The organism is Curtobacterium sp. PhB136, from assembly GCF_004346855.1.
Lineage (GTDB): Bacteria > Actinomycetota > Actinomycetes > Actinomycetales > Microbacteriaceae > Curtobacterium.
Genome location: NZ_SMGH01000006.1, coordinates 471,881 through 493,330, shown reverse-complemented (window position 1 = coordinate 493,330; position 21,450 = coordinate 471,881). Strand labels below are relative to the sequence as shown.

General features: G+C 68.2%; 24 protein-coding genes and 1 tRNA gene. 13 read left to right on the top strand and 12 right to left on the bottom strand.

Annotated elements, in window-relative coordinates; translation table 11 throughout:
* Positions 1-12 precede the first annotated feature (12 nt).
* The 6 genes from glp (at position 13) to EDF27_RS11795 (ending at position 5,288) form a co-directional block, all read left to right on the top strand.
* Positions 13-1,284 (top strand): gephyrin-like molybdotransferase Glp, encoded by a 1,272-nt coding sequence (glp, locus tag EDF27_RS11820; protein ID WP_123703353.1) that lies wholly within the window; start codon positions 13-15, stop codon positions 1,282-1,284.
* Positions 1,281-1,769 carry a cyclic pyranopterin monophosphate synthase MoaC gene (moaC, locus tag EDF27_RS11815; protein ID WP_123703351.1) on the top strand — a complete coding sequence of 163 codons (489 nt, stop codon included), beginning with the start codon at positions 1,281-1,283 and terminating at the stop codon, positions 1,767-1,769. The genes glp and moaC overlap by 4 nt, the downstream gene beginning before the upstream one ends.
* Positions 1,766-2,278, top strand: coding sequence for a molybdopterin-binding protein (locus EDF27_RS11810; RefSeq protein WP_123703349.1), 513 nt, complete (start codon positions 1,766-1,768; stop codon positions 2,276-2,278). The genes moaC and EDF27_RS11810 overlap by 4 nt, the downstream gene beginning before the upstream one ends.
* Before the next feature lie 107 nt (positions 2,279-2,385).
* Entirely contained in the window at positions 2,386-2,769 is a 384-nt protein-coding gene (locus tag EDF27_RS11805; protein WP_243698330.1) for a molybdenum cofactor biosynthesis protein MoaE, read from the top strand.
* Between the two features lie 45 nt (positions 2,770-2,814).
* Complete coding sequence (locus EDF27_RS11800) at positions 2,815-3,213, top strand: PLDc N-terminal domain-containing protein (RefSeq protein ID WP_123654337.1); 399 nt, start codon at positions 2,815-2,817, stop codon at positions 3,211-3,213.
* 221 nt (positions 3,214-3,434) lie between these two features.
* Entirely contained in the window at positions 3,435-5,288 is a 1,854-nt protein-coding gene (locus EDF27_RS11795; RefSeq protein ID WP_123703345.1) for an ABC-F family ATP-binding cassette domain-containing protein, read from the top strand.
* Positions 5,289-5,316: 28 nt separating this feature from the next.
* Here EDF27_RS11795 and EDF27_RS11790 read toward each other — a convergent pair whose 3' ends face one another.
* Together EDF27_RS11790 and EDF27_RS11785 are read right to left on the bottom strand one after the other, a co-directional pair.
* The gene (locus EDF27_RS11790) at positions 5,317-5,748 is read right to left on the bottom strand and encodes a VOC family protein (protein ID WP_123703343.1); all 432 of its coding nucleotides are present in this window, start codon (positions 5,746-5,748) and stop codon (positions 5,317-5,319) included.
* A 57-nt stretch (positions 5,749-5,805) separates the two neighbouring features.
* On the bottom strand, positions 5,806-6,300 hold the full coding sequence (locus EDF27_RS11785; protein WP_132049008.1) for a MarR family transcriptional regulator: 495 nt from the start codon (positions 6,298-6,300) through the stop codon (positions 5,806-5,808).
* 79 nt (positions 6,301-6,379) lie between these two features.
* On the opposite strand from EDF27_RS11785, the gene EDF27_RS11780 reads away from it, so the two are divergent.
* A tRNA-Gln gene (locus EDF27_RS11780) sits at positions 6,380-6,454 on the top strand.
* A 264-nt stretch (positions 6,455-6,718) separates the two neighbouring features.
* Here the strand turns inward: EDF27_RS11780 and EDF27_RS11775 are convergent.
* Both EDF27_RS11775 and EDF27_RS11770 read right to left on the bottom strand, forming a co-directional pair.
* A complete protein-coding gene (locus EDF27_RS11775; RefSeq protein ID WP_132048917.1) occupies positions 6,719-8,539 on the bottom strand; it encodes a hypothetical protein in 1,821 nt (606 codons plus the stop codon).
* Complete coding sequence (locus tag EDF27_RS11770; RefSeq protein WP_132048915.1) at positions 8,536-9,429, bottom strand: hypothetical protein; 894 nt, start codon at positions 9,427-9,429, stop codon at positions 8,536-8,538. Before EDF27_RS11770 ends, EDF27_RS11775 begins: the two co-directional genes overlap by 4 nt.
* A 454-nt stretch (positions 9,430-9,883) precedes the next feature.
* On the opposite strand from EDF27_RS11770, the gene EDF27_RS11765 reads away from it, so the two are divergent.
* A complete protein-coding gene (locus EDF27_RS11765; RefSeq protein WP_132048913.1) occupies positions 9,884-10,453 on the top strand; it encodes a helicase associated domain-containing protein in 570 nt (189 codons plus the stop codon).
* A 4-nt stretch (positions 10,454-10,457) separates the two neighbouring features.
* On the opposite strand, the gene EDF27_RS11760 is transcribed toward EDF27_RS11765, so the two are convergent.
* Positions 10,458-11,537 carry a hypothetical protein gene (locus EDF27_RS11760; protein WP_165931464.1) on the bottom strand — a complete coding sequence of 360 codons (1,080 nt, stop codon included), beginning with the start codon at positions 11,535-11,537 and terminating at the stop codon, positions 10,458-10,460.
* Between the two features lie 262 nt (positions 11,538-11,799).
* Here EDF27_RS11760 and EDF27_RS11755 point away from each other — a divergent pair, with 262 nt between their 5' ends.
* On the top strand, positions 11,800-12,369 hold the full coding sequence (locus tag EDF27_RS11755) for a hypothetical protein (protein WP_132048909.1): 570 nt from the start codon (positions 11,800-11,802) through the stop codon (positions 12,367-12,369).
* 70 nt (positions 12,370-12,439) lie between these two features.
* Here the strand turns inward: EDF27_RS11755 and EDF27_RS11750 are convergent, their stop codons facing one another.
* Positions 12,440-13,519 carry a hypothetical protein gene (locus tag EDF27_RS11750; protein ID WP_132048907.1) on the bottom strand — a complete coding sequence of 360 codons (1,080 nt, stop codon included), beginning with the start codon at positions 13,517-13,519 and terminating at the stop codon, positions 12,440-12,442.
* 133 nt (positions 13,520-13,652) lie between these two features.
* On the opposite strand from EDF27_RS11750, the gene EDF27_RS11745 reads away from it, so the two are divergent.
* On the top strand, positions 13,653-14,270 hold the full coding sequence (locus EDF27_RS11745) for a TetR family transcriptional regulator (RefSeq protein WP_132048905.1): 618 nt from the start codon (positions 13,653-13,655) through the stop codon (positions 14,268-14,270).
* Positions 14,271-14,302: 32 nt separating this feature from the next.
* On the opposite strand, the gene EDF27_RS11740 is transcribed toward EDF27_RS11745, so the two are convergent.
* Together EDF27_RS11740 and EDF27_RS11735 are read right to left on the bottom strand one after the other, a co-directional pair.
* Entirely contained in the window at positions 14,303-14,965 is a 663-nt protein-coding gene (locus EDF27_RS11740; protein WP_243698319.1) for a cyclase family protein, read from the bottom strand.
* A gap of 218 nt (positions 14,966-15,183) precedes the next feature.
* Entirely contained in the window at positions 15,184-16,761 is a 1,578-nt protein-coding gene (locus tag EDF27_RS11735; protein WP_132048903.1) for an FAD-dependent oxidoreductase, read from the bottom strand.
* Between the two features lie 66 nt (positions 16,762-16,827).
* Between EDF27_RS11735 and EDF27_RS11730 the strand changes: the two genes are divergently transcribed.
* The gene (locus EDF27_RS11730; protein WP_123703325.1) at positions 16,828-17,265 is read left to right on the top strand and encodes a MarR family transcriptional regulator; all 438 of its coding nucleotides are present in this window, start codon (positions 16,828-16,830) and stop codon (positions 17,263-17,265) included.
* 83 nt (positions 17,266-17,348) lie between these two features.
* Here EDF27_RS11730 and EDF27_RS11725 read toward each other — a convergent pair whose 3' ends face one another.
* The gene (locus EDF27_RS11725; protein WP_123703323.1) at positions 17,349-17,576 is read right to left on the bottom strand and encodes a hypothetical protein; all 228 of its coding nucleotides are present in this window, start codon (positions 17,574-17,576) and stop codon (positions 17,349-17,351) included.
* Between the two features lie 102 nt (positions 17,577-17,678).
* Here EDF27_RS11725 and EDF27_RS20130 point away from each other — a divergent pair, with 102 nt between their 5' ends.
* Together EDF27_RS20130 and EDF27_RS11720 are read left to right on the top strand one after the other, a co-directional pair.
* Positions 17,679-17,921, top strand: a complete 243-nt coding sequence (locus EDF27_RS20130; protein WP_243698318.1) for a hypothetical protein — start codon at positions 17,679-17,681, stop codon at positions 17,919-17,921.
* Positions 17,918-18,499: a DUF2332 family protein gene (locus tag EDF27_RS11720; protein WP_243698317.1), complete on the top strand. Its 582-nt coding sequence runs from the start codon at positions 17,918-17,920 to the stop codon at positions 18,497-18,499. The genes EDF27_RS20130 and EDF27_RS11720 overlap by 4 nt, the downstream gene beginning before the upstream one ends.
* Before the next feature lie 51 nt (positions 18,500-18,550).
* Here EDF27_RS11720 and EDF27_RS11715 read toward each other — a convergent pair whose 3' ends face one another.
* The 3 genes from EDF27_RS11715 to EDF27_RS11705 are packed head-to-tail and all read right to left on the bottom strand — an operon-like array spanning position 18,551 to position 21,372.
* Positions 18,551-19,363, bottom strand: coding sequence for an AAA family ATPase (locus tag EDF27_RS11715; RefSeq protein ID WP_055960810.1), 813 nt, complete (start codon positions 19,361-19,363; stop codon positions 18,551-18,553).
* Positions 19,360-20,763 (bottom strand): Mu transposase C-terminal domain-containing protein, encoded by a 1,404-nt coding sequence (locus EDF27_RS11710; RefSeq protein ID WP_071301383.1) that lies wholly within the window; start codon positions 20,761-20,763, stop codon positions 19,360-19,362. The genes EDF27_RS11715 and EDF27_RS11710 overlap by 4 nt, the downstream gene beginning before the upstream one ends.
* Before the next feature lie 6 nt (positions 20,764-20,769).
* Complete coding sequence (locus tag EDF27_RS11705; RefSeq protein WP_055960814.1) at positions 20,770-21,372, bottom strand: recombinase family protein; 603 nt, start codon at positions 21,370-21,372, stop codon at positions 20,770-20,772.
* Positions 21,373-21,450: the final 78 nt, after the last annotated feature.

The window sequence follows — 21,450 nt, the reverse complement described above, 5'->3', positions numbered from 1 at the left end:
TCGGAGGCACCATTGCGATCGATCGGTCAGCATCGGCAGGACATCGAAGCGCTCGTCGAGCCCGTGGTGCGTCCGTCTGCGCTGCGGTTCCCCGGTCCGGAGGCCGTGGCCGTCGACGACCTCGCTGCCGACACCGGCGCGGGACACGGGTACCGCGTGCTCGGTCGTGCCGTCGGGTCGCCGATCCCGCTCCCACCGTTCGACAACAGCCAGATGGACGGCTTCGCGGTGCGGGCCGCGGACGCCGGCTCGACGCTGCGCGTCGTCGCCCCGATCCCGGCCGGGGTCGTCCCCGCGCCGCTGGCACCGGGCAGCGCTGCGCCGATCATGACCGGTGCCCGCATCCCCGACGGCGCCGACGCGGTCTTCCCGGTGGAAGCCACACTGCCAGGGGCGTTCCCGGCGGCGCTGTCGCTGGCATCGGTGGACGTGCCGGCGGACCTCGCCCCGGGCACCTTCGTGCGGGCGACGGGGTCGGACCTCGGCGTCGGCGAGACGATCGTCGACGCCGGAGCCGCACTGACGCCCGCCGTGCTCGGGGCGCTCGCGTCCGCCGGGGTGACCCACGTGGAGCTGGTCCGTCGGCCGCGGGCGCTCGTCGTGTCGACGGGGTCGGAGCTCGGCGGGGCTTCGGCAGAGGCTCCGGGCGGCGGCGACGGCGGCGGTGGTGGCGCCGGGATCAACGATGCGAACGGGGTCGCGCTGCGGGCGGCGCTCGCCGAGGTCGGGGTGGAGTCGCGGACCGTCCGGGTGCCCGACGACGAAGCCAGGTTCCTCTCCGCGCTCGACACCGCAGTGGGGGACTGGGCCGACCTCGTGCTGACCACGGGTGGCATCAGCGCCGGCGCGTACGAAGTCGTGCGCCAGGCCCTCGAGCCGCGCGGGCTCGCCGTGACCCCGGTCGCGATGCAGCCGGGCGGACCGCAGGCGTTCGGCACCGTCGAGTTCGCCGGCAGACCCGTCCCGGTCGTGTCGTTCCCCGGCAACCCGGTGTCGGCGCTCGTCTCGTTCGAGGTGTTCCTGCGTCCGGTGCTCGCCCGCGCCGCGGGGATGCCCGATGCCCGTCCGACCCAGACCCTGCCCGCCGCGTCCGCCGCAACCTCGCCCGAGGGAAAGCACCAGGTCCGCCGCGGCCGGGTCGCAGACGGGCGCGTGCACTTCGTCGGCGGTCCGTCCTCGCACCTCCTCGCCCACTACGCCGACGCCACGCACCTGGTGCACGTGCCCGTCGGCACCGCGGCCGTCGAACCCGGCGACCCCCTGACCGTCTGGAGCATCCGATGACTGACGCCGCTGATCAGACCGGCCTCTCGCACGTCCGGGCCGACGGCAGCGCGCACATGGTCGACGTCTCCGAGAAGGACGTCACCGCGCGCTCGGCCACCGCCACGGCGACCCTCGTCACCCGCCCCGACGTGGTCGCACGGATCCTCGACGGCTCGCTGCCCAAGGGGGAAGTGATCGGCACCGCCCGGATCGCCGCGATCATGGCGGTGAAGAAGACCTCGGACCTGGTGCCGCTCTGCCACCCGCTGCCGATCGCCGGGGTCGAAGTGGACATCACCGGCGCCGACGACCGCGTCGTGGTGCAGGTCTCGGTGCGCACGACCTCGCGCACCGGCGTCGAGATGGAAGCGCTCACGGGGGCGAGCATCGGCGCGCTCACCGTGTACGACATGGTGAAGGCCGTCGACCGGACGGCCACGATCACGGACGTCCGGGTGCTCGAGAAGCACGGTGGTCGGTCCGGGGACTGGAGCGCACGATGACCTCGCAACCGACCCGGGGCCGAGCTGCCGTCGTCGTCGTCTCCACGCAGGCCGCCGCAGACCCGGCGCTCGACCGGACCGGGCCCGTGATCGCGGCCTGGCTCCGCGAGCACGGGTTCTCCGTCCCGGACCCGGTGATCGTCGCCGACGGCGGGCCCGTCGCCGAGACCATCACGAGCGAGCTCCTCGCCGACGCCCGGGTCGTCATCACCACCGGAGGCACCGGGGTCACGCCGACCGACCGCACTCCGGAAGCCGTGGGGCCCCTCCTCGACCTCGAGCTGCCGGGCATCGTCGAGGAGATCCGCCGCCGCGGCCTCGCCGGCGCCGGTCCCACCGCGCTGCTGAGCCGCGGTGTCGCGGGCATCGCGTCCGGCGGGGCGTTCGTCGTCACGCTGCCCGGATCACGCGGTGGCGTCGCGGACGGGCTCGCGGTGCTCGACGGGCTGCTCGACCACGTCCTGGCGCAGCTGCACGGCGAGGGCCACGCGCCGCGGAGCGCATCGTGACCGACGTCGGGGCCGGGGCCGGGGCCGGGGCTGGGGCCGCCGGGGCCGCCGCCGGGTCGGGGGCCGCCGCTGCGCGGGTCGTGCTGTCGGACGTCGTCGACCGCGCCATCACCGTGGCGGAGACCGCGGACGTCGTCGCCACCGACCAGGACGGTGCCGTCGTGACCTTCGCCGGAGTCGTCCGTGACCACGACGACGGCAAGGGCGTCACCGCGCTCGAGTACGAACGGCACCCGAGCGCGGGGGAGGTCATCACCGAGGTCGCAGCGACGATCGCTGCCGATCACCCGGGGGTGCGCATCGCTGTGCTGCACCGGGTCGGGAAGCTCGTCGTCGGGGACGTCGCGCTCGCCGCAGCGGTGTCGTCGGCCCATCGCGCGGAGGCCTTCGCGGCCTGCGCGGCACTGATCGACCTCGTCAAGGAACGCGTCCCGATCTGGAAGCACCAGCGCTTCTCCGACGGCTCCGACGAGTGGGTGGCGTCCCTCTGACGCGGGCGTAGCGGAAGCTCCAAGGGAGTCCATAGAATCCGGGACATGAGCGTGCTGTTGTCCGGGGTGACGATCGTCCTGCTGGTGTTCGCGCTGATCGACATCCTCACCAAGACGGACGACCAGATCCGCGGCCTGCCGAAGATCGCGTGGGTGATCCTCGTGATCCTGGTGCCCGTCGTCGGCAGCATCGTGTGGTTCGCGATCGGGCACGACTGGGCTCCTGGTCCCCGGAACCACGGGCGGTACATCGAGCCGACCCGCCACGAGGACGGGTACGCCAGCCTCGGGCACGCTCGAGCGGCGCACGGCGACCGCAGGGTGACCACCACCGAGCAGGAACTCGCGGACCTCGACCGCGAGATCGCGTTCTGGGAGGCCAAGGCGCGCCTGCAGCGTGCCAAGGAGGCCGCCGGCGAACCCGACCCGACGCTCGGGAGCTGAGCCGAGCCTCCCGTCGGTCGGTCGGGCGCCCGCCCGCGCACCGCGCGTCCGCCGCGTGCGTCGCCACCGTGGGCCGCCGCCGCGTAACCGAAACCAGTTCGCACCACGGACGCACGTGGTTCGAACTGGTTTCGGTTGTGCGCCGCCGGTTCGCACCACGCACCGCCGCGCTCGCGCGGCCGCGAGCGCAGGGCGCGCCGCGCAGCACCTACCCTTGACGGGTGGCACATCTCCTCGGCGCCGAGAACCTGCATCTCGAGTTCCCCACCCGCACGGTCTTCGACAGCGTCACCATCGGCATCGACGAGGGTGACCGCATCGGCGTGGTCGGTCGGAACGGCGACGGCAAGTCGACGCTCCTCAGCCTCCTCGCGAAGCGCCTCGAACCGGACACCGGTCGCGTCACCCACCGCCGCGGCGTGACCGTCGGCGTCCTCGACCAGCGTGACGCCCTGCCCGAGGGACAGACCGTCGGCGCCGTCGTCGTCGGCGACCGCGAGGAGCACGAGTGGGCCGGCGACCCGAAGATCCGCGACGTCATCGGCGGACTCGTGTCGGACATCCCCTGGGACGAACTCGTCGACGACCTCTCCGGAGGCCAGCGTCGCCGCGTCGCCCTCGCGCGCCTGCTCGTCGGCGACTGGGACGTGCTGTTCCTCGACGAGCCCACGAACCACCTCGACGTCGAGGGCATCCAGTGGCTCGCCGAGCACATCAACCGGCGCTGGCCGGCGAACCAGGGCGGCATGGTCGTCGTGACCCACGACCGGTGGTTCCTCGACGCCGTGTCGACCGACACGTGGGAGGTCCACGACGGCATCGTCGAACCCTTCGAGGGTGGTTACGCGGCCTACATCCTGCAGCGCGTGGAGCGCGACCGGCAGGCGGCGGCCTCGGAACAGCGCCGCCAGAACCTGGCGCGCAAGGAACTGGCGTGGCTCCGTCGCGGCGCCCCGGCCCGCACCAGCAAGCCGAAGTTCCGCATCGACGCGGCCAACGCGCTCATCGACGACGTGCCCCCGCTCCGCGACACCGTCGCCCTGTCGAAGACCGCCACGGCCCGCCTCGGCAAGGACGTCGTGGACCTGCTCGACGTCGGCGTCACCTATCCCGGCACCGACGAGCCGACCATCCGCAGCATCGAGTGGCGGATCGCGCCGGGGGAGCGGACCGGCATCCTCGGGCCGAACGGCGCCGGCAAGTCGACGCTGCTCTCGCTCATCGCGGGACGCCTCCAGCCGACGAGTGGCCGCGTGAAGACGGGCAAGACCGTGCAGGTCGCGGTCCTCGACCAGCAGCTCGCGGACCTGGCGCAGTACGCCGACGACCGCGTCCGCGAGGTCGTCGCCCGCAAGAAGACCAGCTACGTCGCGGACGGCAAGGAGATGACGCCGTCGCAGCTGCTGGAGCGCCTGGGCTTCACGGCCGAGCAGCTCTCGACTCCCGTCCGCGACCTGTCCGGCGGGCAGAAGCGTCGCCTGCAGCTCATGCTCATCCTGCTCGACGAGCCGAACCTGCTGATCCTCGACGAGCCCACGAACGACCTCGACACGGACATGCTCGCCGCGATGGAGGACCTCCTCGACACCTGGCCGGGCACCCTCCTGGTCGTCTCGCACGACCGGTACCTGCTCGAGCGGGTCACCGACCAGCAGTACGCCGTGCTCGGCGGGCACCTGCGGCACCTGCCGGGCGGGGTCGACGAGTACATGCGACTCCGGGCGGCCGGCACCGGTGGGTCCACCGCTTCTGCGGCTGCCGCCGCTTCGGCCGGGAGGCCCGACACGGCTGGGTCGGGCTCGTCACCTTCTCCTGCGGTCGCGTCCGGTGCCGGGGGCGCGTCCGGCTTGTCCGGTGCGGATCGTCGCGCCGCGGAGAAGGAGATGTCAGCGCTCGACAGGCGGATCGCCCGCGTCGGTGACGACCGGAGGAAGCTGCTCGACGCCTTCGCCACGCACGACCAGTCCGACTACGCCGGCCTAGGTGACCTGCAGACGAAGCTCGGGACGCTCGAGGCCGAGATCGAGCAGCTCGAGGAGCGGTGGCTCGAGGTCGCGGAGCAGCTCGGGGTCTGAGCGGGTCCGTCGTCCGGTTGGTCGGACGTCAGGCGCCAGCGGCGGGGTCGCCGAGGCCGGGGTTCGCGACGACCTCCCAGAGGTGGCCGTCCGGGTCCTGGAAGAAGCCGGAGTACATGCCCCACGGCCGTGTGTACGGCGGCTCGAGCATGGTCGCACCCGCGGCCCGCGCCCGTTCGAGGAACGCATCGGCGGCCTCCCGGGACTCCTCGAAGTGCCCGATCGTGGTGCTCGGGTCGGTCGCCAGCGCGACGCTCGCGTCCTTCCGCATGTCGTCACGGCCGTAGACGGAGACGATCAGCCCGTCGTCCAGGGTGAACATGGCGGTGGTCCCGCCCGCCGCGGTGTCGGTCGCGACGTACTCGGTGCCGATGATTCCGCTGCCCTCGATGCCGAAGAGCGCGGTGTAGAACGCGGCCGATCGCTCGATGTCGGCGACGGCGAGGGTGATGGCGTGCATGCGGCGGAGACTACGCCTCGGCCCGCTCGTCGGCCTGCGCCTCGGCCTGCTCCTCGGTCAGTCGCCCAGGCCGAGGATCAGCCGGCGCAGCAGCCCCGCGAGCTGGTCCTGCTCGTCGTGGGACACCCCCGCGAGGATGTCCCGCTCCGCTCCCAGGAGATCTGCGATCGCCGAGTCGACCGCGGTCCGGCCGGCATCCGTGAGCGACACCAGGATGCCCCGGCCGTCCTTCGGGTCCGTCCGCCGCGCGACCAGACCCCGTGCGGTCAGCCGGTCCACCCGGTTCGTCATCGTGCCGCTCGACACCAGGGTCTGCTGCAGCAGGGTCTTCGGGCTCAGCTCGAACGGCTCACCCGCACGCCGGAGGGCCGACAGGACGTCGAACTCCCACGGCTCCGTCCCGCTCGCGTCGAACGCTGCACGCCGTGCCCGGTCGAGGTGCCGAGCGAGCCGGTCCACCCGGGACAGCACCTGCAGCGGTGCGAAGTCGAGGTCGTCGCGCTGCCGTCCCCACGCCGCGACGATCCGGTCGACTTCGTCCTCGTGCGGCATCCCACCATCTTGGCCGAACCCTGCGCGCACGGCCACCGTGCGGGTCATGGGAGGATGGTCTGGCCCCTTCGTGGGGTGTTCCGCCTTGGTGTAATGGCAGCACGACGGCCTTTGGTGCCGTTAGGTCCGGGTTCGAATCCTGGAGGCGGAGCCACGGGCCGATCGGTCTATCGACGGAATCGGTTCGGGGTATTCGGTCCTCCCCCTCTTCGACCGTCTGCGGATCTCCTGTGGGGTCTTCACCGCGGCGTCGAGGAGCCGAGTAGTGCTGGTCGGGGCCCTTGAATGAAGCCAACGGCCCTCCCGAAGGACGCAAAAAGCCCCCTACCCGGATTCCGGGCAGGGGGCATCGGCTCGGGGCGCTGAGTGCGCACGCCGAGCGGCTGGGGTTGGTCTGTTCAGTTCTATGTGGGCATGGTCAGGCCGCCGCCGGTATGTCCGGCGGTGCGGTGGTGACCTTGCGGTCGGCCCAGTACTTCACAGGGTCGCGCTGCTCGTAGACGGCGGGGTGGGATCGGTTCTTGCGATTCCGGTGGGCGAGGTTGAGCCGTTCCTGGTACCAGTCAACGATTCGGTGGATGTTCTCGCATGCGGCCGCCATCGCGGCGCAGAGGGCCGCGAACCAGGGGCCGCGAACGAGGCGCTTCATCGCGATGCCGAGTGCAAGGTGCTCCGGGTTCTTCACGGACGCGTTGCCAGACTCGACCGTGTTGCGCAGGCCGTACATCCCGCGCCACTTCTCGGACTTGTACTCGAACTCTTGGCCGTACTTGAGGTGCTTGGTGTTCTCTTCGTTTCGGGTGCCGCTTCCGAGTACGCCGGGAATGAGGACAGTCTTACTCGGCACGGTGATGTCGACGATCGCCCCGGTGTTGGGGTCGATATCGACTGAGTCTTCGAGCCGCAGGGTCGGGTAGAAGTACTGTCGTGATCCGTCGGCGCGGTGACGGCCGCGCGGCTCCAGACGGAAGCGGGAGCGGCGGGCGCGCTGCTGAACGAGAAGGTCGTGCGCCGCAGCGATATGCGCCTCGCGAGCGTCCTCGTTCTCGATGTTGTCGGTCGCGGCCTTCTGCGCGTCCGCATATGTCTTCTCGGCGAGTTGCAGTGTCTTGGGCATCGAAGCGAGGTACCAGCTTCCATCGCACATGACCAGGTCGTGCTTGCCGTCGGGGCTGGCCCAGAAAGCCTGCTTGCCTTTCTGATCGATGCCGTAGTCCATCACGAGGCTGACGCCGTGCTGGGCGAAGGGAAGCTGCAGGTCCTCGACCTTGGCGTTGGGCGTGTACGCGCGGTCTGCGACGAGCGTCTTGATCTTGATGTCGCGCGCGATCAGGGACTCGAGGAGCTTGCGACCGTGACCGATGAGCTTGCCGGGCTTATGGTCGCCAATCGCCGTGAAGAGAAGCGGGAAGTCCTTGTCGGAGTCGGCATTGTTTCGGGTCCAGATGCAGTACTCGATCTCCTGGCCGTACTTGCGCTTGCCGGGACCCTTCTTCGAGCCGTCGTGATCGCCGTGTCGGACGTAGAGTCCGCCGCCGTGATTTGTCGGCATCTTGTCGCCTGGGCGCATGTTTTCGAAGGCTTTGTGCATCCCGACGAGCTCGAGGATGGTGGCGTCGATTGCGTGTGTTCCATCCGGACGGTCGCGGATCTCCTTCGGGAGGAGAAGGACAGAACCGTGCAGGATCGCCGTCATCAGTTCTCCGCGACGTCGAGTCCGTGCGGCCATCTCGACGGGGTCGCGCTGGGCGACCAGCTCGTTGTAAACCTGGAAGGGCATGCCCTCGTGGCGGTCGCCGGGCTCGTCATCAACCAGGTCACGCAAGCGAGCCAGCGCGGCCCAGACGCGGTCGTACATCAGTTCTTGGCGGTTCTCAACCACTTCGGTGATGCCCAGGCGCCGTCGCTGCTTCCAGCCCATATGCATGAGCATCTCGACGGCTGCCATCAGCGACATCTTTTTCCTCGCGCGCAGGCACACGAAGACGAGCATCAGCGCGCTCGCTTCGCTGAACTTGCTCTTCTGACCAGCGTTGGACTTACGCCTTTCTGCTTTGAAGCCGTCGATGACCTGCTGCACGTCGCCGTGTCGACAAACGAGGGAGACTTCGTGGACGGCCCGTTTGACGGACTTCTTGATGCCCATTGTCACCCAGTCGTTGAGCGTCATTTCGAAGCTCTGCTCGAACCATCGGTCGACGTGCTCGGCGTCGTGATACTTCGTCAGCGCGGCGGTCATCGGGTGACCTCCTGCGCGCGGAGCCGGCGGCGGTACGAAGCGTCATCGAGAGCGGGAACGTGTGCGACGAGCTGGTCGAGGTGTTCGAACTTCGTGACGCCGGCGGCGGTCATGAGGGCGCGCATGTCGGTGCGGGCGATGAGGTGAGTGATGAGCCAGGTGTTCCGCATGCGGGTGGTGACGGGGTCGGGCTCGTTGCCACGGTCGGTGTCGTAGAGGAACGTGGTGAGCGTGCTGATGCCGTGCTTGACGCGCTTCGGGGATCCGAACACCCAGTGCTCCGCCTCGACCTCAGCGATGGAGTCGAGTAGGAGCGTCTCGAAGCGAGCCAGGAGCGGAACGGTCCGGCCGACCGGATTGACCGTGACGAGGATGCCGCCGGCGTCAGCCACGATGTCCTGGCGGCGGACCTGGAGAAGCTCGTTTGCTTTGAGCCCCGCTCCGGTGCACAGCGCGAGGACGACGCCGGCGCTGCGACGCCGTGCTGCGGTCGACTGGCCCGTCGCCCAGCTCTCGAGGAGGTGCAGGTCGAGGGCGTCGTAGGGTGCTGCGGTGTTCTGCGGAGTTGTCGGTGCGAACTCCAGCGGCACCTCGCCGACGAGGACCTCGGACAAGCGCATCAGCGCCGACCGGTATGTGCGACGCGTGGTGTCCGACCAGGTGACGTCGGTCCGTGTGATGTAGCGACGGATGATGACGGGGTGGAACACGACGGCGGTCTTCGCCGGGTATCCGTTGACGTTGACGACCCAGTCGACGAATGGTGCCGCGACGACGACGAGCCTTTCGGCGGGCTGGGCAATGGACGCTGCCGCCTCGGTGACTGCGCTGACCACGAAGTCGCGGACAACCCTCCATCTATCCTCCGAGAACGTCGGGACGTACTTCACCGGTGTTCCTCCGCGTGTGAGGAACGACAGGGGGGCGCGCTGCATCGCGGCGATGTACTGACGCGGTGACCGGAGGATCTGGCTAGGCATGCCTGGCCTATGCAGGCGACTCGGGATGTGCTGTGGGAAGGCGCCCCAGATTCTGATCTCGCTGCCTGCCGATCCGCATGCCCGCGCGGATCCGCGGGCGTCTTTGTGCGGGCGAGCGGTCGCTGCACCCCGGGCGTGTCGCCGCTTGCCGCATGCGATGTCGGCGTCGTTCGCGTGACGCTGGCGATGTGCATGCGATCCGGGCGGCTTTCTGCTTCGGGGACTCAGAAAACGTGGTGATCTTCGCGGCCGGATTGGTCCTGTTTGCGGACCCCGCTCGTCTGCGACCCGCGCGTCCTCCAAGATCACGCCCGTTCCGCGCATACCCCCTCCGAGGCCGACCGCCGGCCTCGGAGAGGACCACATGCCCACCCCGACCACGACGCTCGCAGCGCTCCACGCCGAGTACTCCGACCACGCGGCGCAGCCAGCCCTGACGCTCACCCTCGACCAACGGCGCGGCGTCGCGTTCTACCTCGCCGACACCGATGACGCCGTCGAGGTCGAAACGTTCGTACGACGCTGGACCGACCGAGTGCACGACCTCGACGAGTTCGTCGACGAGCACGGACGGATGCCCCGCGCCGACTCGACCCGCCCTCGCCCTGCGACCGTCGAGCAGACCCTCGTTGACGCAATCACCTACTTCCGGCAGGTCGGCGCTGCGGGTGGCTACTGCTCGTACCAGGTTCGACGACTTGAAGCGGTGCCGGGCTTCGCCTGGAACCCTCGGGACGCGCAGTGGTCCGCGATGCTCGCCGCGCACCAGCAGTTCTGGGCCGATCATCAGCGACCGCCGCGTCGTCGCGCGACCGACCAGACGGAGGTGACGGTCGGACGGTGGGTCGCCCAGCAACGCGCCCAGCACGCCCGCGGCCGTCTGCTGCCCGAACGCGAGCAGCAGCTCCGGGCAGCACGGTTCCGTGTCCTCTGATTGGTTACCGAACTTCGCGGGCCTCGGCGAGGATCCGTCGACGGTGCTCGGAAGCGTTCATCGTCGGAATGTGCCGGAGGGACGTGACCAAGTGCTCCGGCTTGCGCAGTCCGCCGACAGCCATGAGTTCGGCGGCGTGCGTGCCGGCAGCAAGGTGCCTGGTGATCCAGGTAGCGCGCATTCGCGTCGGGACTGGCTTCGGCTCGTTGCCGAAGTCGGTGTGGTTGATGAACGGCGTGACGAAGTTGTAAGTCGTCTTCTTGTTCGACCCGCCGAGTACCCATGCGTCGTCCGGCCCGTCCGCGAGGGAGTCGATGAGGAGCTGCTCCCATCGTTCGAGCACGGGCACCAACCTCGGCGTTCCGCCCTGTACGTTGACGAGCACTCCATGAGAGTCAACGCGCACGTCGCTTCGCCGCAGGTGCTGCATCTCCCACGGGTCAAGCCCAGCACCCGCACCTAGGGCAAGGACCGCGCCAGCACCTCGACGTCGAAGCGCCGTTGACTGCCCACGCGCCCAGGACTCGAGCAGGTTCAGTTCGAGGTCGGTGTACGGGGCGGTGACGGACTGCCCGTTCAACGGCGCAAACTCGATCGGACCCTCGTCGGGGAGGACGACCTCCGAGATCCGGAGCAGGAAGGACCGGTAGTCGCGGCGCGTCTTGTCCTTGAGGTGGAGGTCGTCGCGGGAGATGTACCGGCGGATCAGCACCGGGTGGAACACGTTGGTGACCTTCGGCATCCCGTTGACGTGGACGACCCAGTCAACGTAGGGGGTCACTGCGACCATGAGCCGTTCGGCAAGGTACGCGCACGCGGGTGCGACGAGTGCGACAGCGTCCAGGACGAACGGCTCGATGTTGGCCCACCGGTCTGCGGGAACCGACTGGTTCCGATACTTCCGCATCGCATGGACGGGCTCCGGGCGAAGCTGCGCGATAAGCGGGCCCTCGTCGGCTCTGGAGCTTCGGGCCCCGAGCGTTGAGTCGCCGAGGATGAGCGGCTCGGGTTCCCAACATTGGACGTGCGAGCAGTGCTCGACAGAACTGTGACGTCGGAACGGACGACCGAAGGCGGCGCCCATCGGTCGCCCCAGGGCGGTCGCGGACGTGACGTTTTCCTGGTTCGGCACGACGTGGTGCGCGGTTGAACTCGGTGAGCGGAGCGCTGCTCGAACGGCGGTAGGGATCGAAGGCATGCCACGGCTATGCCCGACGGCCACACCCTGACGTGAGGAACGCCGAGAAGTAGATCGGCCCGGCCTCGAAGGACTGGTCCTAGCCGACTTCCCCAGCTGGTTCGGGCGTGCCGGCATAGCTCCAGGACAACGACTCCTGGAGGACCCCTTGGACTACCGCACCGCTACCCGTGAAGCACGAGCCGCCGAGTTCATCGACTTCGCTACGAAGCTGCACGACAGCCGATACGACTACGCGCACGTCCAACGCGGCTACGTCAACGGCGATACCAAGGTCACCATCATCTGCCCCGACCACGGGCCCTTCGAGCAGACCCCGCGCGAGCACCGCCGAGTCCGCGAGACGCCGTGGGGCCCGCAGCGCGGCCAGGGCTGCCACGACTGCAAGGGCTTCAACGCGCAGGTAGAGATTCGTCGCGAGCGCTTCGTTGCGAAGGCTCTGGCTACGCATGGCGACCGGTACGACTACACCGATGTCGCCTACGTGGACGCGCGAACCGACGTCACCGTGAACTGCCGCAAACACGGCGCGTTCTCAGTCCGCCCAGACAATCACACCTCGAAGTACGCGACCGGCTGCCCCGACTGCGCCCTCAGAGGACACCGCTCCGCACCGCGCTCGAAGAAGAAAACCGAGGAAGGCCTGTGGCGGAACCGCCCAGCTGGGACAACCACAGGACGGAAGCGGCTCCCGCGTAGACGAGCGGAGACCCGCTAGCTGCTCCCTCTGGCAGGAGTCAACCGAACTTGCAGCAGTCCCCGCCTCGGGATTCGGTTGCGGTAGGCCTCTAGACGGTGAGTGGATCCGGTGCGTGCTCGGGCCGGGCGACGTGTTCGCCGTGATGGGCTCGGCGTCGCTGTTCGTGCACGAGTGCACCGATGCCCATGAGTGCGAGGCCGAAGGCCGTCCATCCCACGAGGATCAGCCACTGCAAAGTGGAGTTGGCGTCCGGGAAGTATGAGATATCGCGGAGGAGCCGCGCGCCTGCTCCCGGTGGGAACCACTGACCGATGACACCCCAGGGGGCTGGTAGGAACGACGACGGTGTTGCCGCGGATGCGAGGGGGTTTGCGAACAGGAGGAACAACACCGGCCCGACGCTGACGCCGAGGCGGCCGATGAGCGTCGAAGCGCCGAGGATTGTTCCGGCGATCGCGCTGAGGGCGAGGGCGAATGCCGCCGCGTTCTCGAGGTAGTGACCCTGCAGGATTCCCAGCCAGCCCTGCAGGATGCCGGCCACGGCGAAGCCTGCGATGACCACGAAGGCGACCAGGCCGACGAGGCGCCGCCCGGTGCCGTGCACGAGGAACGTCAGGAGGATCCCGCCGAGCATCCCGCCCATGACAAGCGGGAACGCCGCAGCAACCAAGCCCGACCCGGTCGGGTCGTCATCGGAGAGCGGGACGACGTCGGTGACGGCGACAGTCGGAGCGGCGGCCGCATCACCGGCTGCCGACGCGGCGGAACCTTGTGCTTGTGCCTGTGCTTGCAGTTTCGCGGCGACGCCGTTCATAACCTGCGCGACAGCGGGGCTGGCCGCAGTCGCGGTGAGTACCTCGGGAGCGGACCCGGAGGACAGCACCACTGCGCCGTAGACGTCACGCTCTTTGAGCATCCGCACCGCGTCGGCGCGGGTGTCGGCCAGCTGGACGTCGAAGGTGTCATTGCCCTTCGTCAGCGCGGACTTCAGCTGGTTCGACGCTGCGCTCGGTCCAGCGATCGCGATCGAGATGTCGTGCGCCGAGGAGGCCCGCGACGGCCACGTGAACGCGATGACCACCAGCGATACGATCGCCGCGACCAGGACACTGGTCACGACCACGCGCCGCCAGGGCGTGGGCTGGGGCAGGACGGATGGGGCGCTCATGCGCGGCTCTTCTCGGTAAGAAAACGGGCCCCGGCAGCAGCGGCAGGGCGGTGGACCGTCTGCGAGCGTAAATCAAACCCACCAAGAAAGCAACGCGCGTTGACTTATTGGTAGCGCTGCATAGGATTACCTCATGACCGAGGCAACAGCGAAGCGCGAGACGGCTCGTCCCCTGGGCCGGCGCCCGGGGGTGCACGACACTCGGCAGACGGTCCTCGACGCGGCGCGGGCCCGGTTCGCAGCGGACGGGTATGCGGGCGCGTCCATCCGGAAGATTGCAGCGGACGCGGGCGTCGATGCGGCGGTCGTGATGCGTTCTTTCGGGTCGAAGGATGACTTGTTCGCAGCGGCAATGGTGATGCCTGCTGAGGCCGCCACAGCACTCAGCGGCGCTCTTGAGGGTCCAGCTGACGGTGTCGGTGAACGCCTCACGCGGGCCTTCCTTGAGTTGTGGACGGCAACAGCGTCATCGGGTCCGCTGCTGGCCACGTTCCGATCGGCCGTCACGAACGAGCAAGCTGCAGCGCATCTGCGGGCGTTCATCAGGGGGCGAGTCCTCGAGGCGTACGTGCCGCATTTCCCGGATGTTCCCGACGCGGCGCTGCGGGCAACACTGGTGTCCTCGATGCTCATCGGCGTCGTCGTCGGGCGGCAGGTCGTCGGTATCGATGCGATGGTCGATGCGGACTTTGAGAGCATTGTGGGGATGATCGCCCCATTGATGCAGGCAGTCCTGACCGCGGAGCCCTGACGGTCGCACTGTATGCCTCGACGGTGTCGGGGTCAGAAGATTGCGATCGGGTTCACGGCGAGCCCGGTTGTGCCGGTGATGCGGGGAGGCGCGAGGACGAGCATGAAGCTCCACCGCTGCACCGCCTCACACCGCGTGGCGAGGTCAGCGAGGTCGGCTGCGTCGACGAGGGGAAGGCCGAGCCGTGCGAGCGCGACCTGATGCATTGGCATCGGAACAGACATCGGGCGGGGATCGCTGATGTCGCCGATGTAGAGGGCGGCGCCGTGTTCGTCTAACCAGGTCACGGCCGTGAGGTCAAGACCCGGGGCAGGCTGCGACATCGGTTGATTTACATCCCAGCCGCCGCGGACGATGACGGCGTCGCCCGGATGCAGGACTGTGCCAGCATGTTCGAGCGCAGCATCGAGATCTGCCGCGTTGACCCGGTGGGTGGCGTCGAGACGGCCGCCGCCGGGGGCGAGGTCGAGGAGGACGGCGCGGGTGACGACGCCCGCGGCGAGGTGATCGGCCGACCCGTGGCGCACCCCCGTCGGAGTGATCGCGTCCGGCAACTTCACTCCGGGATACACCTCGTCGCCGGCGGGGATGTGGCTGAGCGCGTCGACGTGGGTGAGACCGGCGTTATGGGTGTTGATCAGCAGCGAGTCGGTGATGGCCATCGGCTTCACCCCGTTGAAGTTCACGACCTGCATGACCGGGGCAGGAACAGTTCCGGGACTGCCGACTGGTCCGAGACCAGTGGTCAACGGTGTCGGGGCGGTCTCTCGTGCCAGGCTCACTGAGATCCCGGTCCGGACTTCTCCCGCGGCGCGGAGGCGGGCGCTGTCATCGATGCGGTTCAGGGCTCCGATCTGGTCGGCGTCGCCCCACCGTCCCCAGTTGCTGGGGAGAGCATCGTCATGCACGTCGGTCACCTTTCGTCCTTGTGGGTGTGGAGGCTGGTCAAGTGCTCTAGGGCGGTGCGCAGGCGCGTGGTCCCGGTGCCTCGTGCGCTGAGGTAGCCGTCGGGGCGCAGCAGGAACCAATCACCGATGGTTGCACCGAGGTTCGTGTGGACACTGCCGTCCGGGTCCCAGACGCTGGGGCTTGCGTCCTCGGAGCGTGTCCGGCTGATCGGCACCACCGTCAACCAGCCCGGTAGTGACGTCGCGTCGACGCTGCTGTCGGATGTGTCACCAGCGACGGTGAGCAGGTGCCACGATGGAGCTCGCAGCATGCTGCGGAGGTTCGTCCAGCCCGGTGACTGCGCGTCCGCAGCGGAAACCTGTGTCAGGCGCTGCCCCGCACGAGGCCCTGCACCCGGCTCATCGCCGGACACTGTGAGCGGGCTGTCGTCGTACTCGATCGCGAGAGCCGACATGCTGCGGATGAGCTGCCGCATGAAGTTCAGGTCGGATTTTTGGGTCTCCTCCGGTGTGTTGACCATGGTGGTGTCCATGACCTTGCCCGTGGAGGCAAGCAGCGCCTGCCCGATGGGGACTCGCTCGGCGTCGTAGGTGTCCAGTAGCGCAGCGTCCGCATCGCCGTGGAGGACCATGGCCAGCTTCCAGGCGAGGTTGAACGCGTCCTGGATGCCGGTGTTCAGTCCCTGCCCTGATGCTGGCGAGTGCACGTGGGCGGCGTCGCCGGATACGAAACACCGGCCGACGTGCATCGCAGGGACTGCACGCTGCTGGATGGTGAACTTTGACGCCCAGCTCGGGCGCTCCACAGTGATTTCACGGCCGAGCGCTTCGGTCAACTTGCCGCTGAGCTGCGCAGCGATCTGGTCCGCGTCCGAAGGGTCTCCTATGCCGCTGGTGTCCAGCAGTCGCCACTTCTCGGGTTCCGGGAACGGGAAGAGCATCATCGTGCTGCCGCGGGGAAAGAGCCAGTGCACCCCGTCACGGTCGAGATCGGTGTGCACGATCGCGTCCGAGATGAGCCAGGTGTGCGCCGATTCACCCTCGAGTGGCAGGTCGAGTGCTTTCCGCACGGTCGAGTGCCCACCATCACACCCCCACAAGTACTGCGCGCGCACGGATTCGGCGCCCGTGGCCGCTTCGCCGTCGCACCGCAGCTCGGCAGTGACACCGTCGGCGTCGCGCTGAAACGAGTCAAGGCGGGTGTTCCACTCCACCGCGACACCCGCCGCGGCAGCATGCCCACGGAGGACACGCTCGATGACCACCTGGTCGACGTTGAACATGTACGGGAACTGCGTCGCCAAGGTCCCGAAATCGAAGTTGAGCCGCGACGCGCCGTCCGGCTGATGGCGGATGAACGCGTTGACCCTCGTGCCTTGCCCAGCAACCTCCCCGAGGACCCCGATCTGGTCGTAGATCTCCATGCTGCGCGCATGCACGCCGAGCGCGCGACTCGTCGTCGCGGGCGCCGCGGCCGCATCAACCAGACGAACCGACACCCCGGCCCGGGCCAACTGCGACGCAGCCATCAGCCCAACCGGTCCCGCCCCAACGATCAGAACATCAACATCGCGCAGCGCCATGGTTCCTCATTCCCTGTGTCAGCTAGTCTGACACTGGACCTTACGCTCTGGAGAGGGAACCGAGCTATGCCAGCTGAAAACCCTGACAAGACCGATCTCCCGCTACTCGCGCTCCTGCAACGCAGCGTCCGCTGGCTGTCCGACGAACTCGTCGATGCCCTGACAGCCGCCGGCGTGGATCCGATCACACCAGCGCACACCACCGTGCTCGCACACCTGGACGATGACGCCGCGCTGAGCATCGCTGAGCTGGCGCGCCGTGCTGGTGTCACCCGCCAAACCATGCACCGAGCCGTGGCACAACTGATCGGCGAAGGGCTCCTCACGAGCAAGCCGGGACCAGGATTCCCACGGAGCACCCTCATCGAATACACCCCCGCAGGTCACCACCGAAGGACCGTCGCCATGCACGTCCTCCTCGAGTTGGAGCAGAAATTCGCAGACCGCGTGGGCCCGTCACAGCTCGCCCAACTACGACAGACCCTCGACAGCGCCTGGCCCTGATCATCTTCAGCCCGAGCAACAGGACCACGGCGCGAGGCCACCGAGCGATAACAAAAGAGCGCCATTGGGCAGTGCTGCTCAGCTCACAACTCGGGGACCTGATCGATTCCTCGCACCTCGTGCCCGAGGTCTCGGAGGTAGGCCGCCCAGTGGCCCGGGCCGCAGCCGGCGTCCAGCAGCGGGCCTTCGATATCCGCGGCCCACGTCGAGACGAGGTGCGCATCGGACGGGTGCACCGTCACCGTCGAACCCAACCGTTCCGCGTACTCCGCGGCTCGGCGCGAGTACGAACTCAAGACCTCCGCTGCCATGACCAGACCCTAACGGAGGACGAGCCGCGCGCCAGAGAGGGTGTCCCTGTGGCGATCGGCTCCCGGCTCGGCAAGTACCTTCCCTAGGATGCGTCTGTGGGTGTGACCGGCGAGAAGTATCGGGCGTGGGCGCAGGTCGAAGCGCACGGCGTTTCCGATCTGTACTTCGACTGGGCGACTGGTGTCGCTGCCGACGAGGACATCGTGAAGCTGGTCCAGGAGCTGTCCGCGGCGAAGCGGCAACCGAACACGTCTTCGCCGCGGCTCGGATGGCCGGTGTTCCTCTCGTGCCCTACCGCGAGGCGAGGAGTGAGTTCGTCGCCAGGTGGGATGCGATCCGCGTGATCGCTCTCACCCACGCGACGCAGACGAACGAAGCCCGCCGGTGCGCCGTATTCCTGCCCGAGCTGGCGAAGATCCGCGGGCCAATCGCACTGCTCGAAGTCGGAGCGTCCGCGGGGTTGTGCCTGTACCCGGACAAGTACGCCTACCGCTTCATCACCGAGCGGGGAGTTGACGAACTCGCACCGACATGCGGCAGCTCGGTCGTCCTCGAAACTGAACTGCGCGGGCGTTCAGCTCCGACGCATCTGCCGGAGATCGTCTGGCGTGCCGGCATTGACCTGAACCCTCGTCCTGCGAGACGTCCGGTAGTCGATCCTCAATCGAGTCTCGCTGCTCCTTCCGGCACGGTGCATGATGGGGCCGTGAGTGAAGAACCTGAGAAGAAGCCATCGTCGTCTCATGGCACCACGATTCTCGTCGGGTCCTTGCTCGTTCTGTCTCAAGTACTCACGATCACGTCTCGGCTTCTCAACGGCGAGAGCTTCCTCAGCCCGTGGGTCATTACCAGCGCCGCTCTCGCCGTCATCGGCGGCATCTTCGCCGGGATCGCACTGACCAGGACGAAGCGATCGCGTTGATTGTGAGCAGCCTCGCTCTGTGTCGTCGTTTTCGCTGCGATCGGTGTCGGGTCAGGTGGTGCCGATGACGAGGGTGCTGCGGGCGGCCTCGACGACGTCGTTGGTGATGACGTCGAGCTCGTTGATCTTCAGGACGCGTTGGATCTGAGGGAGGAGGCGCTCAAGGAGCCGGAAGTTGCCGCGGGTGATGCGTTCGACGGCGGCGATGGCTTGCGCGTCGGTGAAGTCGTCGGGGTCGAGCGTCTTGCCGAGCTTGCGCCATTGACGTTCGAGGACGAAGAGCAGCTCGTCGTGGCCGAGCGGACGGTACTGGTGGGCGAAACCGAGGCGGCTGTAGAGCTGCGGGTAGTGGCTGAACTGCTTCTCGATGCCGGGCATGCCGATGAGGATCATCGCTATGCCGGTGCGGTCGTACTGGTCGCGGAGCCACTCGATCGCGTTGCCGGTGAGGCGTTCGGACTCGTCGATGATGATCAGCTCGAGCAGGGACGGGTTGGGGCCGTGTGCGTGGTCGAAGTGGCGACCCTGGAGCAGGAGGTGTTCCTCGATGCAGCGTTCGGTGCGGAGCATGTCGTGCCGGAGGTCGTCCTGCAGGGCGCGCATCGTGGCGGAGACCTCGGGCGTGTAGAAGACGGTGCGGGCTCGGTGGGCGGCGGCGTAGATCTTCGTGTCGTCTTCGCTGCGTGCGGCCCATCTGGCGATGAACGGGCCGATGCTGTCCCAGTGGGCGTAGCGGCGTGCGGAGAGGGTCTTGCCGACGCCAGCGGGGCCGAAGCAGACGCCGATGGTGTTCTGCTTCCGGACGGCGTCGGCGAACTCCGCGAACCGACGGTGTTCCTTCGTGATGATGAACTGGCTCGTCATGACCGGTCCTCCTCGTAGGTCATCAGTCGCGGTTGATCCGGTGCCGGTGCGGGTGCTGGTGGGGTGTGATCATCGGGTGTGGGGCGGACGATCGCGATGCGTTCGCGGATCTGCCCGCGCAGGGCTCTTCGTTGCGCGTTCCGGGCGGCCTGGATCTGCTTGAGACTGATGGTCTCGGTCTGATGCGCGGTACTGATCGCGGTGCACAGGAACGCGTCGCGGTGAAAGACACGGATCTCGGTGACGTCGCGGGGGTCGTACCGGACGCTGACGGTGCTGCCCACGAAGGGTGCGAGAGTGGTTGCGGTGTAGCGGAGCCCTTCGAAGTGGATGCCGTCTCGTTGCACGACACGCGTGGTCGGGACGGTGAGCAGGAACCCGTCGAGCTGCTCGAGGGAGTCCGGCATTCGTGGCAGCCACCCGTCTGCGATCCACGCTTCCAGTGGGCTCTTCCGGAGCTCGCGGTGGATGCGGGCGTTGTAGCGGCGGATGAACGTGTTGATGGCACTGTCGACACCGGCGAGATCCAGCGCCGGCGTCGGCGCCGGCGCCGAGGATCCGGGTGCGAGGTGGCCGGGGAGCGTTGGGAGCAGCTCGGTGTTGATGGTGCCGAAGAACCGCTCGATCTTCCCGCGGCCCTGGGGGCGAGCGACCTGCGAGTGGATGATGCGGAGGTGCAGCACGGCGGCGGTGTCGCCGATTCGGTGGCTGGTGAAGTCGGACCCGTGGTCTGTGTAGAGCACGTCTGGGATCCCGCAGACAGGCCAGTCCGGTTCCGGCTTGTGCCAGATCGCTTGCCGGAGCGCGAGCGCGGTGTTCGCGGCGGATGGGGCGCCGAGGAACACCATGTACCCGCAGACCGCGCGGGAGTAGTCGTCGAGGATCACCGTCAACCACGGCCGTTCGGGCTTGCCGTCGGGTCCGACGATGAGCAGATCGAGCATCGTGTGGTCCGCCTGCCAGATCGCGTTGGGGCGATCCGCACGACGTCGGAGCAGCAGTTCGTGCTTGTCCCGATATGACGCGGGCCCCTCAAGCGCGAGCGTCACCATCCCGGGATCAAGCCCGTTCACGATCGACCGCACAACGGAGTACGACGGCGCTGAGAGACCTCGTTTGGTGCAGTAATTGTCGACCTGGCGGTGAATCGTGGCGATCGAAGGTCGTGGCTTGGTGAGTGCGAGCCCCTCAATCAGGCGCACCAGTTCCGGTGCCGTCCGTCGGGCGCCGTGATCGGTGCGGGTGCCGTCGGCGAGAGCCGGGTATCCGCCGGTTCGGTAGCGGGCCAACCAGCGTTGCAGGGTGCGCTCAGCGACGCCCGTGGTGCGGGCCAGGGTGGCGAGCGGGATGGCGTCCTCGACGTGCAGTCGAAGGATGCCCCACCGCTCGCTCGCGTCCATAGCCAGCTACATCGTTGGGGAAGGCTTGGTTCGTCGCGCCGCGACGGGCTCGGCGTGCTTCGCGAGTGCACGGTAGATGGTGGTGCGGCTAACGCCGAGCACGTCGCCGATCTGCGCGACGGTCATGTCCTGCTGTTCGTAGAGCCGGCGTGCGGTGCGCACCTGGTCCGCGGAGAGCCGAGATGGTCGGCCGCCGGTGCGGCCGCGGGCTCGAGCGGCGGCGAGGCCGGCGTTGGTGCGTTCCTTGATGAGGTCCCGTTCGAACTCCGCCAACGCGGCGAAGACGTGGAACACGAGCCGGCCGCCGGGCGAGGTGGTGTCGATGGTCTCCTGCAGGGACCGGAACCCGATGCCGCGCTCGGCGAGAGCGTGCAGCTGATCGATGAGGTGCCGGATGGACCGGCCGAGCCGGTCGAGTCGCCAGACGACGAGAGTGTCGCCGGGGCGGAGCTGGTCGAGGAGCTTGTCGAGCTCGGGCCGGTGTTGGAGCGACCCGGACATGGTGTCGACGAACACGCGGTAGCAGCCAGCGGCGTTGAGCGCGTCGATCTGCAGCGACGCGTCCTGGTCTGTGGTGGACACGCGCGCATACCCGAGAAGGTGACCCATGAAGAGAACGTAGCGAAACTCGACCAGGAGGGGTAGTGGCGGCACGTAGATTCTGGGACTGGGTTCCGCTACAAGACA